General features: G+C 68.6%; 15 protein-coding genes. 8 read left to right on the forward strand and 7 right to left on the reverse strand.

Annotation, left to right across the window (positions count from 1 at the left end; genetic code table 11):
• The first annotated feature begins 148 nt into the window (after positions 1-148).
• Together ACW7G5_RS02660 and ACW7G5_RS02665 are read left to right on the forward strand one after the other, a co-directional pair.
• Complete coding sequence (locus ACW7G5_RS02660; protein WP_457001576.1) at positions 149-1006, forward strand: PA4780 family RIO1-like protein kinase; 858 nt, start codon at positions 149-151, stop codon at positions 1004-1006.
• 76 nt (positions 1007-1082) lie between these two features.
• Entirely contained in the window at positions 1083-1256 is a 174-nt protein-coding gene (locus tag ACW7G5_RS02665) for a DUF1328 family protein (protein WP_343253768.1), read from the forward strand.
• Here the strand turns inward: ACW7G5_RS02665 and ACW7G5_RS02670 are convergent.
• Positions 1249-1746 carry a hypothetical protein gene (locus ACW7G5_RS02670; RefSeq protein ID WP_457001578.1) on the reverse strand — a complete coding sequence of 166 codons (498 nt, stop codon included), beginning with the start codon at positions 1744-1746 and terminating at the stop codon, positions 1249-1251. The two genes, ACW7G5_RS02665 and ACW7G5_RS02670, sit on opposite strands and share 8 nt — an antisense overlap.
• A gap of 195 nt (positions 1747-1941) precedes the next feature.
• On the opposite strand from ACW7G5_RS02670, the gene ACW7G5_RS02675 reads away from it, so the two are divergent.
• On the forward strand, positions 1942-2253 hold the full coding sequence (locus ACW7G5_RS02675; protein WP_457001580.1) for a hypothetical protein: 312 nt from the start codon (positions 1942-1944) through the stop codon (positions 2251-2253).
• A 152-nt stretch (positions 2254-2405) separates the two neighbouring features.
• Positions 2406-4070: a urocanate hydratase gene (gene hutU / locus ACW7G5_RS02680; protein ID WP_457001582.1), complete on the forward strand. Its 1665-nt coding sequence runs from the start codon at positions 2406-2408 to the stop codon at positions 4068-4070.
• Positions 4071-4180: 110 nt separating this feature from the next.
• Here the strand turns inward: hutU and ACW7G5_RS02685 are convergent, their stop codons facing one another.
• Together ACW7G5_RS02685 and ACW7G5_RS02690 are read right to left on the reverse strand one after the other, a co-directional pair.
• Positions 4181-4789: a flavodoxin family protein gene (locus ACW7G5_RS02685; protein WP_457001584.1), complete on the reverse strand. Its 609-nt coding sequence runs from the start codon at positions 4787-4789 to the stop codon at positions 4181-4183.
• A 131-nt stretch (positions 4790-4920) separates the two neighbouring features.
• Positions 4921-5466, reverse strand: a complete 546-nt coding sequence (locus ACW7G5_RS02690; protein ID WP_457001586.1) for a DnrO protein — start codon at positions 5464-5466, stop codon at positions 4921-4923.
• Between the two features lie 242 nt (positions 5467-5708).
• On the opposite strand from ACW7G5_RS02690, the gene ACW7G5_RS02695 reads away from it, so the two are divergent.
• Positions 5709-5981 (forward strand): hypothetical protein, encoded by a 273-nt coding sequence (locus ACW7G5_RS02695; protein WP_457001588.1) that lies wholly within the window; start codon positions 5709-5711, stop codon positions 5979-5981.
• A gap of 53 nt (positions 5982-6034) precedes the next feature.
• On the opposite strand, the gene ACW7G5_RS02700 is transcribed toward ACW7G5_RS02695, so the two are convergent.
• Both ACW7G5_RS02700 and ACW7G5_RS02705 read right to left on the reverse strand, forming a co-directional pair.
• Entirely contained in the window at positions 6035-6430 is a 396-nt protein-coding gene (locus tag ACW7G5_RS02700) for a DUF3037 domain-containing protein (protein ID WP_457001590.1), read from the reverse strand.
• Complete coding sequence (locus tag ACW7G5_RS02705) at positions 6417-7184, reverse strand: HipA family kinase (protein WP_457002833.1); 768 nt, start codon at positions 7182-7184, stop codon at positions 6417-6419. Before ACW7G5_RS02705 ends, ACW7G5_RS02700 begins: the two co-directional genes overlap by 14 nt.
• 179 nt (positions 7185-7363) lie before the next feature.
• Here ACW7G5_RS02705 and ACW7G5_RS02710 point away from each other — a divergent pair, with 179 nt between their 5' ends.
• From ACW7G5_RS02710 to ACW7G5_RS02720, 3 genes are all read left to right on the forward strand, one after another.
• Positions 7364-8884, forward strand: a complete 1521-nt coding sequence (locus tag ACW7G5_RS02710; RefSeq protein WP_457001592.1) for an amino acid permease — start codon at positions 7364-7366, stop codon at positions 8882-8884.
• Between the two features lie 2 nt (positions 8885-8886).
• Complete coding sequence (locus ACW7G5_RS02715) at positions 8887-9768, forward strand: ATP-grasp domain-containing protein (RefSeq protein ID WP_457001593.1); 882 nt, start codon at positions 8887-8889, stop codon at positions 9766-9768.
• A gap of 94 nt (positions 9769-9862) precedes the next feature.
• The gene (locus ACW7G5_RS02720) at positions 9863-11206 is read left to right on the forward strand and encodes a hypothetical protein (RefSeq protein ID WP_457001595.1); all 1344 of its coding nucleotides are present in this window, start codon (positions 9863-9865) and stop codon (positions 11204-11206) included.
• 15 nt (positions 11207-11221) lie between these two features.
• Here ACW7G5_RS02720 and dbpA read toward each other — a convergent pair whose 3' ends face one another.
• Both dbpA and ACW7G5_RS02730 read right to left on the reverse strand, forming a co-directional pair.
• The gene (gene dbpA / locus ACW7G5_RS02725) at positions 11222-12610 is read right to left on the reverse strand and encodes an ATP-dependent RNA helicase DbpA (RefSeq protein ID WP_457001596.1); all 1389 of its coding nucleotides are present in this window, start codon (positions 12608-12610) and stop codon (positions 11222-11224) included.
• A 139-nt stretch (positions 12611-12749) separates the two neighbouring features.
• Positions 12750-13019 (reverse strand): hypothetical protein, encoded by a 270-nt coding sequence (locus ACW7G5_RS02730; protein WP_457001598.1) that lies wholly within the window; start codon positions 13017-13019, stop codon positions 12750-12752.
• Between the last annotated feature and the right edge of the window lie 105 nt (positions 13020-13124).

A 13124-nucleotide genomic window follows, 5' to 3' on the forward strand; every position in this document is an offset into this window, starting at 1 on the left:
GGGCGGAAGGGTACCCCGCCGCGTGGGATGGCGATGCAGCGGGCCGGCGGGCGCCCCCCGGTCGCGGCCAGGCAAGCAGCGTCGGAGTGGCGCCGCGGCTCCGCGCATGATTGACTGAGCGGTCATTCAAACGAGATTCCTGCGCGTCATGAAGACCCCGGGTGGCCTGCAAGCGCTGATCGACGACGGCGTGATCGACGAAGTGATGCGGCCGCTGAAAAGTGGCAAGGAAGCCGCGGTGTACGTGGTCCGCTCCGGCGACGACGTCCGCTGCGCCAAGGTTTACAAGGACATGGCGCAGCGAAGCTTCCAGCAGCGCGTGCAGTACCAGGAAGGGCGCAAGGTCCGCGGCAGCCGCGAGGCGCGCGCGATCGGCAAGGCGACGAAGTACGGCCGCAAGCAGCAGGAAGCGGAGTGGAAGAACACCGAGGTCGAGGCGCTGTACACGCTGCGCGACGCCGGCGTGCGCGTGCCGGAGCCGCACGGCTACTTCCACGGCGTGCTGGTGATGGAGCTGGTGGTCGACGCGGACGGGCATTCGGCGCCGCGCCTGGGCGAGGTGGAGCTGTCGCCCGACCAGGCCCGCGGCTACCACCGCTACCTGGTGCGCCAGGTGGTGAAGATGCTGTGCGCCGGCCTGGTCCACGGTGACCTGTCGGAATACAACGTACTGGTCGCGCCCGACGGCCCGGTGATCATCGACTTCCCGCAGGTGGTCAGCGCGGCCGGCAACAACGCCGCGCGCAGCATGCTGCTCCGCGACGTCAACAACCTCACCGCAAGCCTTGGCGCCTGGGCCCCCGAGCTGCTCGACACCTGGTACGGCGAAGAGATGTGGGCGCTGTTCGAGGCCGGCGAGCTGCGGCCCGACAGCGAGCTCACCGGCGTGTTCGTCCATGACGAGTCGGTGCCCGACATCGACGGCGTGCGCGATGCGATCAACGATGCGCGCGAGCAGGCGCTGATCCGCCAGCAGGGGCGCGAAGCGGCCGCCGAGGAAGACTGAGCGGCTTCACGGCGGTCACACCGTGCCGGACCTAGCCTCGTCCGAAGCCCGCATCCGCGGGTGGACGGAGTCAGACATGATCAAGTGGGCCATCATCTTCGCCGTCATCGGCCTCATCGCCGGTGCGCTCGGCTTCGGCGGCGCGGCGGGCGCGGCCATGGGCATCGCCAAGTTCCTGTTCTTCGCCGCGATCATCATCGCCGTGATCCTGTTCGTGCTGGGCATGACGATCTACAAGAAGGTCACCTGACCTCGGATGTGGCGACCTCGCGTACGAAGCAGGCCTGGTAGGTGGCGATGTCCGGCAGCCCGATGCCGTAGGGGTCACCCGTGACGTACAGCGTGACGTGGGGAATGCCGCAGTCCAGCGCAAGTCCGCTGGCCTGCGCCAAGTGATGGCGGAATTCGGCGAAGGCCGGCGCTTGCAGGTGCTCGATCAGCGACCAGGCCGGCAGCGGTCCGTTCCATTGATCCTTGATCTTGTGCACGAGGGCGTAGCGGCCGGTGCCGCGGGGGCGCCAGTGAAGCGGTTCGAACAGCCCACGGATGCGACCTTCGCCCAATTTCGTGCGCAGCGTGTCGCCGGCGTCGCGGCCGAGCAGGGTCATGTGCAGTTCGCGCTTGCGCTCGAGTACCTGGCCGTCCAGCCTCAGGCGCTGCGGCGAGCCGGTCGGCAGCAGCGGCAGCGGGTCGAGCGGCAGTACCAGGCTGCCGTCTTCGCGGAATCCGGGCCACTGCATTGCTGCGACTCCTCGTCAGGGGACCAAGCATCGAGCTTACGCCAGGCAGCGATGCCGGACCTGCAGGACGCTGCCACCCTGGTGCCGCACAAGCCTGACGACGCCATGAACGTGGATGTATCCGGGCGTGGGCGAGCCCTTGCGTGCAGCGTATCGTTGGGGGCTGCTCCCCCCGCAAAACCAACGAGGTGACCCATGAAGCACGTCTTCCTCACAGCAGCACTTGCCGCGATGGCCTTCGCCGCCGCGCCGATCGCCGTCCATGCCCAGGACGAGCCCGAAGAGGCCGCGCGTTCGCGGGCCAAGGACTCCCGCAAGGCCGATGACCGTTTCTGCATCGAGCAGACCGGGTCGCGGATCACCGCGGCACGCAACGCGCGCTCGAAGTCCGACCAGAAGGAATGCGTGACCGCAGGCGGTCGCGTGTATACCCGGGAGGACATCGAACGCTCCGGTTCGGTCGATCTGCAGGACGCCCTGCACCGACTGGATCCGTCGATCCGCTGACGCCTGCGCACGCAGCATCCGGACGCCCGGCACCGCCGGGCGTCCTCGGTTTGGAGGCCCAGCGTTGGCCTCCGGGACGCCCGGCCATATGTCGGGCGTCTTCTTTTCGCGCGATGCGATAATCCGGGGCCCAGTCCACCGGTGAGCCGCCCATGTCCACGCGCCACGACCCTTCCCGCACCATCCGCGCGCCCCGCGGCACCGAACTCAGCTGCCGCTCCTGGCTGACCGAGGCGCCGTACCGGATGATCCAGAACAACCTGGACCCGGACGTGGCCGAACGTCCGGAGGACCTGGTGGTGTATGGGGGCATCGGCCGCGCGGCACGCGACTGGGAGAGCTTCGATGCGATCCTTGAATCCCTGCGCACGCTTGGCGATGACGAGACCCTGCTGGTGCAGTCCGGCAAGCCGGTCGGCATCTTCCCCAGCCATGCCGATGCGCCGCGGGTGCTGATCGCCAACTCCAACCTGGTGCCGGCCTGGGCCAACTGGGAGCACTTCAACGAGCTCGATCGCAAGGGCCTGATGATGTACGGCCAGATGACCGCCGGCTCGTGGATCTATATCGGCAGCCAGGGCATCGTGCAGGGCACTTACGAGACCTTCGTGGAGATGGGGCGCCAGCACTACGGCGGCAGCCTCGCCGGGCGCTGGATCCTGACCGCGGGGCTGGGCGGCATGGGTGGCGCGCAGCCGTTGGCCGCGTCGCTTGCCGGCGCCAGTTCGCTGACCATCGAATGCCGCCAGGCCAGCATCGACTTCCGCCTGCGCACGCGCTACGTCGACGAGCAGGCCACGGACATCGATGACGCGCTGGCACGCATCGCGAAGTACACCGCCTCGGGCGAAGCCAAGTCGATCGCGCTGCTCGGCAACGCCGCTGAAATCGTGCCGGAGTTGGTGAAGCGCGGCGTGCGCCCGGACTGCGTCACCGACCAGACCAGCGCCCACGATCCCGTGCACGGTTACCTGCCGATCGGCTGGACGGTGGAGCAGTGGCTGGCGGAGCAGGAGGCGAATCCGGAGACGGTGCGCGACGCGGCCAAGCAGTCGATGCGCGTGCACGTGGAGGCGATGCTGGCGTTCCACGCCCAGGGCATCCCGACCGTCGACTACGGCAACAACATCCGGCAGATGGCGAAGGACGAGGGCTGCGCGAATGCGTTCGACTTCCCGGGCTTCGTGCCGGCCTATGTGCGGCCGCTGTTCTGCAAGGGTATCGGGCCGTTCCGCTGGGTGGCGCTGAGCGGTGATCCCGAAGACATCTACAGGACCGATGCCAAGGTGAAGGAGTTGATCCCGGACGATCCGCAGCTCCATCGTTGGTTGGACATGGCGCGCGAGCGCATCGAATTCCAGGGCCTGCCGGCGCGCATCTGCTGGGTCGGCCTGGGCCAGCGTCACCGCCTGGGCCTGGCGTTCAACGAGATGGTCCGCAACGGCGAGCTGAAGGCGCCGGTGGTGATCGGGCGCGACCACCTCGACAGCGGCAGCGTGGCCTCGCCAAATCGCGAAACCGAGGCGATGAAGGACGGCAGCGACGCGGTCAGCGACTGGCCGCTGCTCAATGCCATGCTCAACGTGGCCGGCGGTGCGACATGGGTCAGCCTGCATCACGGGGGCGGCGTCGGCATGGGCTACTCGCAGCACAGCGGCGTGGTGATCGTCTGCGATGGCAGCGAAGCGGCGGACCGCCGACTCGCGCGCGTGCTGTGGAACGACCCGGCGACCGGCGTGATGCGGCATGCGGATGCGGGCTATGACATCGCGGAGCAGTGCGCGAAGGAGCAGGGACTCAAGCTGCCGATGCTCTGAGCCGCCCGCGCGCGCAGCTTCAAGCGCATCGGGAAGGCGCCGGTGGCGATATAGTCGACGAAGCACTGGAGGCCGTGCGCGCCATCCTGAGTGAGGCCACGCTGCGTGGCTCACCCCACGCCCGGATACCGCTCGGCCCTCAGCAGGCGCGCCAGATGCGCGGCATTACTCGCCGCCATCTCCACGCTCTGCGTGACCTTTTCCGGCACCTCCGGCAAATCCTTGAAGTCCGTCTTTTGCATCGCTTCGCCCACCCAGTAGGCGCTGCCTGAGGCGGGAATGGTGAAGCCGACATCGGCCAGCGCCTGGTAGAGCTCGGCGGTGACGTGGTGGGCGCCGTCCTCGTTGCCGACCACGCCGACCAAGGCCACCTTGCCGAAGGTCGGGAAGCGGCCACGGTCGTCGCCTTCGCCGAGGAAGGCATCCATGCGTTCCAGCACGCGCTTGACGATGCTGGACGGCTGGCCCAGCCAGATGGGCGTCGCGAGCACGACGATGTCGGCCTCCATCACCTTGCCGCGCAGGCCGGGCCAGGCATCGCCGTCGCCTTCATCCACGCTGACGCCCGGCTTCACGTCGTGATCGGCCACGCGGGTGCTGGTCGAGGCCACGTTGTGCTTGCCCAGGGCCTGCAGCAGCAGGTCCAGCATCTTCTGCGTTGAGGATTCGCCAGGCGAGGATTTCAGGGTGCAGTTGAGGCAGAAAGCGCGCAGTGCCATGGGAGGCTCCGGGTGGACGAGGAGCAGTCCATCGTGGCCGCCATGGGGTGCAGGGCATGTCGCCGGCGGGGTTGGATGCCGCAGGCCCAAGCCGTCGCGCCGTTGGGCGCCAACGGCCTGCGCATTCGCGGTCAGCTGTTCGGGTCGTCGAACAGGGTCCGGTAGTTCTCGAGCGCACCGTGCATGTCGGCGACCGGCGCGGCGTCGGCCGGGTTCTCCTGCAGCGCCTGGGTGCCGGCCATCAGCCGCGCCAGGATCGCGTGCAGGGCGATGTCGGGTTCCGTGGGCAGGCTGCAGTTGGCGAACATGTATTCGACCGCGTCGTCGACGTCCGATGCACGGGCGATCACGGTGGCTTCGTCCGGATGGGCCTCAAGGCCAGCGACCGCGGTGCGGACGCGCGACATGCCTTCGATCAGGGGCGCATCCGGGGCCCAGGGCTGGTGGTTGTCGGGCACCGGGAAGTCGACGCCGAGGGCGTCCGCGGCGGCGTGTGCGTGGTCAGCATCATGTGCCGCATCGTGCGCGTCGTGCGCTTCGTCTTCCGCATGCGCGACCTGCTCGATGGCGCCGGCGTCCGCGGCGTTGGCGGCCGGGGTGCTGTCCCGGGCGCAGCCGGCCATGGCGGCGATCGCCAGCGTGAGCGCGAGGGCGAGGGGAATCTGCTTCAGGTTCATGGGGATCTCCAGTAGGGATGACCGACGCCGGATGTCGCATCCGGGGTGTCTACATGGAACATCGTAGGGGCGGCGCTCGAAGCGGGCCATGACCCGGGTCAAGCCTGCCGGGGCCCGGTACCGGGCGGCATCGCGGCAATGCATGGCGTTGCAGCTACCCGGTACATAGAACCGCCAGCCCTATTCATAAATGCGCCGATGTGTTACAATTCGCCTCGTAAGTTGTTGTAAACATTGAATTTATGGAGGAAGAAATCAAAAATTACCTGAAGCAGTCGTTCCTGTCCCTGATCCCCGGCAGCCGTCGCCGCCATCACGACACGCGCAGCCATGCGGCTCCCGCTCAAAGCATTACCCGCATCCAGGCGGGCATCCCACAGGCGCATTCCACGCCTGCGCACGTAAAGATGGCGTACCGCCGCCGCCGTTCGCTCCCCGGCTATACCCACGCCAGCTATCTGTCCCGGCCGCTCCGCGATTCGCGCGCGGGCCAGCCGATGTTCCGCATCAGCTGACCTGGCTGTAGGCCGCAACCGCCCCGCGCACGTACCGCGCGCCGCGCATGCATTCAGTCCGGCGCAATCCGCACCATCCTGTCCATCAGGTGTTCGACGATCGCGTCCATGTCGCCGCAGCGGCCCATGTGCACCGCCGAGGTCTGGATGATCGCGCTGCGCTTTGCGGTCAGCCAGTGGAAGCGGGCGCGCTGCGGCAGCAGGCCGATGGGGCCTGCATCCGGGCCGCCTTCGCAGATGCGCTGGATGGCGTCGAGGTGGCGCCGCAACGTGTCCAGGTCGATGCCGGGGTCCAGCGCCCGCAGGCGGGCATCGTCCGGTTCAATTACGGCCTTGAGATAGCCGGTCTTCTCGCAGGACACGATTACGCCGACGTTGATGAACTCGCCGCGCTCTACTCGGGGCACGACGCGGATCACCGCGTAGTCGTAGCTGTCAGGCGCGCGCACGTTCGGCCTCCTCGATGAAGGCATGCGGCAGTGCGAGGCGCTGCTGCAAGTAGCGCGTGTAGGCCGCGCGCTGCTGCACGGGAGTGCCGAAGGCGTCCCCGGCCTGCAGCCATGCATCCGGAATGTCTTCCACGATTCCAGCCAGTCGTTCCGGTGGCAGCAGCGCGGTGAGGCGTTCATCCGCCGCGGCGAGTTCGCTCGCCCACGGCAGCAACACGTGGTCGCGGATCAGCGGGAAGGGCTTGCCGGCGCCGCCGGTGTCGCCATCCCAGCCATGGTGGAAATACAGCGATGCGCCATGGTCGATCAGGGTGAGCTGGCGATGCCAGACCAGCAGGTTAGGGTTGCGCGCGGTGCGGTCGACGTTGCTGGTGTAGGCGTCGAACCAGACGATCGCCGACGCAAGCTCCGGCGTCGGCTGCGTGGCGACCGGGTCGAAGTTCATCGCGCCGGGAAGATAGTCGAGCGCCAGGTTGAGTCCGGCGCTGGCCTGGATCAGCGCCTGGATCTCGGGGTCGCCCTCGGTGCGCGCGAGTTCGGCGTCGAGTTGGATGAGCACGATCTCCGGCAACGGCAGGCCGAGCGCGTGCGCGATCCCGCCTGAGACCAGCTCCGCCACCAGCGCACGCGGCCCCTGGCCCGCGCCGCGGAACTTGAGCACGTACATGCCATCGTCGTCGGCCTCGACGATCGCGGGCATCGAGCCGCCTTCGCGCAGGGGCGTGACGTAGCGGGTGGCGGTGACGGTGCGCAGTTGCATTGATGAAGCATAGCGCCGTGCCACGTACCGCGGCCGCTTCGATGCGATCTTGCCCGGCCCTTTCGGCATTGTCCGGCCGACGCCGGCCGGCGTAGTCTGGGCGCTTCGTTCCGCGCCGCAGGGCCATCGAAGCCTGCTGCACGGACGGCCCACGCCTCCGCATGAGCGATCCAATGAGCCAGCAGCCCCGCGCCAGCAGCAGTCCGTCCCGCAGTCTCTTCCGCACCAAGTCCATCGAGCAGACCATCGCCGATTCCGTCGAGCCGGGACGCGAGCTCAAGCGCTCGCTCACCGCCTGGGACCTGATGATCCTGGGCGTGGCGGTGGCGGTGGGCGCAGGCATCTTCTCGGTCGGCGCGCGCGCCGCCGGCAGCTTCGCCGGCCCGGCAGTCACGGTGTCGTTCATGCTCGCCGCGCTTGCCTGCGCGCTGGCGATCATGTGCTACGCGGAGTTCGCATCCAGCATTCCGGTTGCAGGCAGCGCCTACACCTACACCTACGCGACGCTCGGCGAGTTCCTTGCCTGGATCATCGGCTGGGACCTGATCCTGGAGCTGCTGACCGCCGGCGCGGTGATCGCCAAGTACTGGGGCATCTATCTGGCGATGGTGTTCGAGCTGTTCGACGTGCACATACCGACCACGATCAGCGTGCTCGGGCTGGCCATGGACTGGGGCCCGCTTTTCATCGTCGGCGTATTCACCGCGCTGCTGATCCTTGGCACCAAGATGTCGGCGCGGGTCAACAACGTGTTCACCCTGATCAAAGTCGGCATCGTGGTGTTCGTGATCGTGGTCGGCCTGACTTACTTCAACGCCGACAACCTCACGCCCTTCGTGCCGCCGTCCGAGCCCGCAGGGGGCGCAGGCGGAGAGGTCTGGTCGCAGTCGCTGCTGTCCTGGCTCACCGGCGCAGCACCGGCGAAGTACGGCATCGCGGGCGTGCTGTCGGGCGCGGCCCTGGTGTTCTTCGCCTTCATCGGTTTCGACGTGGTCGCGACCTCGGCGGAAGAGGTCAAGGATCCGCAGCGCACCCTGCCACTGGGCATCTTCGGCGGCCTGGCCGTGGTCACGCTGCTCTACATCGGCGTCGCCTTCGCGCTTACCGGCATGGTGCCGTACACGGTGCTGGCCGAAGCGGAGAATCCGTCGCTGGCGACTGCGTTCGTTGCCGTGGGCGCGCCCTGGGCGGCGCAGGTGATCTCGGTCGGCATCCTGATTGGCCTGACCACGGTGATCATGGTGCTGCTGATGGGTCTGTCGCGGGTGCTGCTGGCGATGAGCCGCGACGGCCTGCTGCCGCGCTGGCTCAGCGTCACCTCTGAAACCCGCAAGACACCGGTGCGCCTGCAGCTGATCAGCGGCGTGGCGGTGGCGCTGCTGGCCGGCTTCACCCAGGTCGAGATCCTGGAAGAGATGATCAACATCGGCACGCTGTCGGCCTTCGTGCTGGTGAGCCTGGCGGTGGTGGTGCTGCGGCGCACGCGCCCGGACCTGAAGCGCGGCTATCGGGTGCCGTTCTCGCCGGTGCTGCCGATCGTCTCCGCGCTGCTGTGCTTCTACCTGATGCTCAACCTGACCACGCTGACCTGGGTGCGCTTCGCCGTCTGGCTGGCGATCGGTACCGTCATCTATTTCGCCTACGGGCGTCGGCATGCGCGCGTGGGTCATCTGGACGCGGCCGGAGAAGGTTGAGCGTGATCGAGGTTGCGATCCTCACGCCCGACCCCGCGGTCGGCGAATACGAGCAGCTGTGGCCCGTGGTGCTTGCGCGCCTGCAGGCCACGCTGCATGACGAAGGCATCCACGCAACGCCAACACCCTGGACGGCGCACGTGGGCGATGCCGCCCGACTGCGCGATTTCGCGCAGGTGCTGCCGCTGCTGGCCTGGAGCTACCACCTCGACCACGCGCGCTGGCTCGAGGCTTGCGTGACCTGGCGGCTCGCAGGCGTGCCAATGGCCAATCCCGCTGATGTGCTGGCGTGGAATTCCGACAAACGCTATCTCGTCGACCTGTCCGCGCGTGGCATCGCGATCCCGCACACGGTGTGGATGCAGGAGCCGTCGCGCGTCCAGCTCGAACAGACTTTCGATGACACCGGCGCCAGCGAACTGATCGTCAAGCCGTCGGTCTCCGGCGGCGCATGGAAGACGCAGCGCGTAGGCCGCGACGGCATCGATGAAGCCGTGGCCGCGGCCGCCGGCGGCGGCGACATGCTGGTGCAACCCTACCTGCCAACGATCGCCAGCGAAGGCGAAACCTCGCTGCTTTACTTCGGCGGGAAGCTCTCGCACGTGGTGAACAAGCGTCCCGTGCCCGGCGACTTCCGCGTGCAGGAAACCTTCGGCGGGCAGTACACGCTGCTGCCGGAGCCGCCTGCGGGCGCGCTTGAACTGGCCGGAAAGACACTCGCGGCCATCGACGCACCGCTGCTGTACGCGCGCATCGACGTCGTGCCCGGCGCAGACGGCCGCTGGCTGCTGATGGAAGCGGAGCTGATCGAACCCGATTTCTACCTGGGCGTCGATCCCCGGCGTGGCGCGGCCTTCGCACAGGCGCTGCGCGCCCGGATCTGAGCCCTGCTATCGTTCTGGCGCGACCGGTGGGGACCGGGCGATGAAGGGGGTGCGCATGCGGGTGGAAATGTCATCACGGCGGAGCGCTCGGGTGTTGGGCAGGCTGCTGCTCGCCGGCGTCCTGTGCCTGGGCGCCGCGGCGCTGGCCAATGGCGAAGCCCTTGCCGATGACCCCGCCGATGCCGTCGCGCGCGCGGAGGCCCTGGTCAACGCCGAAGCCCTCACCGAGGCCCGTGCCATCCTCGATGCAGTGCTCGAGGCCGATCCCGGCTACGCGCCGGCCCATCGCGAGTACGCGCGCATCCATATCAGCGAGGCCCACCTCTACGGCGAAGGCCATGACCCGCAGGGAATGACCAGGGCGGCGCAGGCGCTCGGGCGCGCGATCGAACTGTCGCCGCGGTTCGCGGAAGCGCATGTGCTGATGGGTCACGTGCACGCGCTCGAGGGCCGCAACGACGCCGCCCGCGTCTCCCTGACGCTCGCCGGAGACATCGGGGGGGCGAGTCCATGGCTGCACCTCAACTGGGCCACCCTGCATACGAACGAAGGCGACCACGAAGCGGCTCTCGAGCGTTGCAGGCGTGTGGACGTTGCGGCGGTGACGACACGCATTCTGTACGCCACCAACAGCTGCGTGATCAACGCGCTGATCTCCCTGGAGCGGCTTGGCGAAGCCGATGCCGCTTATGTCGAAGCCGTGGCTGGGGAGCCCGGCCATGCCTGGCGTCGCGGCAACTATGCTGCCTTCCTGCTCTGTCGCCGCGACCAGCCCCTCGAGGCTGCAGCGTACGCGCGCGAAGCGATCGATCTGGCGGACTCCGTCTGGGCGCGCGCGACGCTCTCGAGCGCCCTGTACGCGCACTGGGCGCGACAGTTCCGGTCGGGCGATGCCGATGCCGAGGCCGATGCATGGCAGCGCGCCATCGTGGCCTCGACCTATGAGCCGGTCGACGCCACGAACTTCCTGTGCGGTGGCCCCGCCACCATGGACCTCCTGCAGGCGCTGCGTGACAGTGGCCGCGGCCTGGCGGTGTCGCCCATGCTCGCGGTGCTGACCGCGGCCGAGGCGGCTGATGAGGGCGTGCCCGGGATGTTCGCTCTCACCGTAGCGGCGACGGGCAGCACCGAGAGCGGCTCCGTCTACCTCAATTCCGAGGAGGACTACCGTGACCAGCGCAACCTGACGATCCGGTTTTCCACCGCGGCCGCCGGAGCCTGGCGGACCTTGCATCGGGAAGATCCGCAGGCGCTGAAGGGCCGGCATGTCACCGTGATCGGCTATGTCTACAGGAAGCGCATCGACTTCACCGCGGCCGGCCTCCCTACCGGCAAGTTCTATTACCAGACCCACCTGATGGTCCACGAGGCGTCACAGGTCATGGTCGGCAGCCCGCCCGCGCCTCCCGCGCCGCGAATGGACCGCGACCGCATCTAGCCGCGGGGTGGGCTGCTACAGCGCAGCCACCCGGAACTTGCGGCCCTTGATCTTGCCCTCGCGCAGGCGTGCCAGCGCCTGCGGCGCCTGCGCGCGCGCGATCGCGACATAGGCGCGCGTGGCCAGCACGTCGATCTTGCCGATCGCCTTCGCCGACAGGCCGGCGTCGCCGGTCAGCGCGCCCAGGATGTCGCCGGGGCGCAGCTTGTCGCTCTTGCCGGCATCGATGCGCAGCGTGGCCATCGCGGCCTTGGGCACGCCCTTCGGCCGTCCTTCGACCGGCTGCGCGCGCTCGCGCGGCAGGGTGCGGAACTGGTGGTCCTCGATCGCCTCCATGCGCCGCAGCTCCTGCGGCGTGCACAGCGTCAGCGCCAGGCCTTCGCGCCCGGCACGCCCGGTGCGGCCGATGCGGTGCATATAGGTATCGGGGTCCGATGGCACGTCGTAGTTCACCACCGCGGCGAGGTCGTCGATGTCCAGGCCGCGCGCGGCGACGTCGCTGGCGACCAGCACGTTGCAGCTGCGGTTGGCGAAGCGCAGCAGGGTCTCGGCGCGGTCGCGCTGCTCCATGTCGCCGTGCAGGGCAAGCGCGTCGAAGCCGTAATGGTTCAGCGAGGCGGCGACTTCGTCGACGTCGCGGCGCATGTTGCAGAACACCACGCATGACTCGGGGCGATGCTCGAGCAGCAGCGACGCCAGCTGCGGCGCCTTGCGCTCGGGTTCGGCGTCCACCACCACCTGGGTGATGGCCGGCGCGCCGGCGCTGCCGCCGACGCTGACTTCCGCGGGGTCACGCAGCATGGTCCTTGCCAGCGCGCGGATCGTATCGGGGAACGTCGCCGAGAACAGCAGCCGCTGGCAATTGCGCGGAACGTGCCGGGCGACATCGCGGATCTGGTCCTCGAAGCCCATGTCGAGCATGCGGTCGGCTTCGTCGAGCACGAAGGTCTGGACGCCGCCGAGCTGCAGTGCGCCTTGGCCAAGCAGTTCCAGGATGCGTCCCGGCGTGCCCACGACCACGTGCGGCGCGTGAGCCAGCGACGCCAGCTGCGGCGCCAGCGGAATGCCGCCGCACAGCACCGACAGCTTCACGTTCGGAACCCCCAGGGCCAGCTTGCGCAGCTGGGCGCCGACCTGCTCGGCAAGCTCACGGGTGGGGCACAGCACCAGTGCCTGGGTGCGCACCTGCGCCGGGTCCAGCCGCTGCAGCAGGCCCAGCCCGAAGGCAGCGGTCTTGCCGCTGCCGGTGGGCGCCTGGGCGATGAGGTCGCGGCCTTCGAGGATCGCGGGCAGCGCCTGGGCCTGCACCGGCGTCATCGCGGTGTAGCCGAGCGCTTCGACGCCGCGAAGCAGGGCCGGCGGCACGGGGAGGGTGGAGAAGGCGAGGGGCTGGTCGATATCCATGGCGCCATGATCGCAGCATTCCCTGCTGTGGGAGCGGCCATGGCCGCGATTCGGCGATGCCGGTCGCGGCTGTAGCCGCTCCCACAGGGTCGTCGCGAGACGGTGGCTGTCGGCGCTGCTCGCGACCTCGCCGTCTCTGTCAGCGTCGCTCGCGTCCTTCGTCGTCGCTGATCGTGTCGCTGCGCACGTCATCGGCGAAGGAACGGCCGTCGGCATCGACATCGCCCGGCTGGTCGTCCAGGGCCACGTCCAGGAGGTCGGCGCCGGTGTCGACGCCGATGTTGTCCATCGCTGAAATCGCGCGCGGGTCTTTCAGCTTCGGGCCGCTGGTCTCGGGCAGGTCGGTGCCGTCGTCGAGGCTGGATTCTTCCGCCGGGGCGTCGGGTCGGGTGGGGTTGGACTTGGCCATGGGGACACTCCGCTGCGTGGGGGAGACCACTGTGGTCGCTGGCGCGTCAAGGCCAGGCAAACAGGGGCTGGGTCCTGCGCAGTCGCATGGGGTGAGACGCCGAAC

It is taken from the genome of Luteimonas sp. A501, assembly GCF_054052085.1.

Bases quoted from the DNA above. Each gene is read 5' to 3' on its own strand.
- ACW7G5_RS02660 (WP_457001576.1), top strand. From the start codon at position 149: ATGAAGACCCCGGGTGGCCTGCAAGCGCTGATCGACGACGGCGTGATC.
- ACW7G5_RS02665 (WP_343253768.1), top strand. From the start codon at position 1,083: ATGATCAAGTGGGCCATCATCTTCGCCGTCATCGGCCTCATCGCCGGT.
- ACW7G5_RS02670 (WP_457001578.1), bottom strand. From the start codon at position 1,746: ATGCAGTGGCCCGGATTCCGCGAAGACGGCAGCCTGGTACTGCCGCTC.
- ACW7G5_RS02675 (WP_457001580.1), top strand. From the start codon at position 1,942: ATGAAGCACGTCTTCCTCACAGCAGCACTTGCCGCGATGGCCTTCGCC.
- hutU (WP_457001582.1), top strand. From the start codon at position 2,406: ATGTCCACGCGCCACGACCCTTCCCGCACCATCCGCGCGCCCCGCGGC.
- ACW7G5_RS02685 (WP_457001584.1), bottom strand. From the start codon at position 4,789: ATGGCACTGCGCGCTTTCTGCCTCAACTGCACCCTGAAATCCTCGCCT.
- ACW7G5_RS02690 (WP_457001586.1), bottom strand. From the start codon at position 5,466: ATGAACCTGAAGCAGATTCCCCTCGCCCTCGCGCTCACGCTGGCGATC.
- ACW7G5_RS02695 (WP_457001588.1), top strand. From the start codon at position 5,709: ATGGAGGAAGAAATCAAAAATTACCTGAAGCAGTCGTTCCTGTCCCTG.
- ACW7G5_RS02710 (WP_457001592.1), top strand. From the start codon at position 7,364: ATGAGCCAGCAGCCCCGCGCCAGCAGCAGTCCGTCCCGCAGTCTCTTC.
- dbpA (WP_457001596.1), bottom strand. From the start codon at position 12,610: ATGGATATCGACCAGCCCCTCGCCTTCTCCACCCTCCCCGTGCCGCCG.
- ACW7G5_RS02730 (WP_457001598.1), bottom strand. From the start codon at position 13,019: ATGGCCAAGTCCAACCCCACCCGACCCGACGCCCCGGCGGAAGAATCC.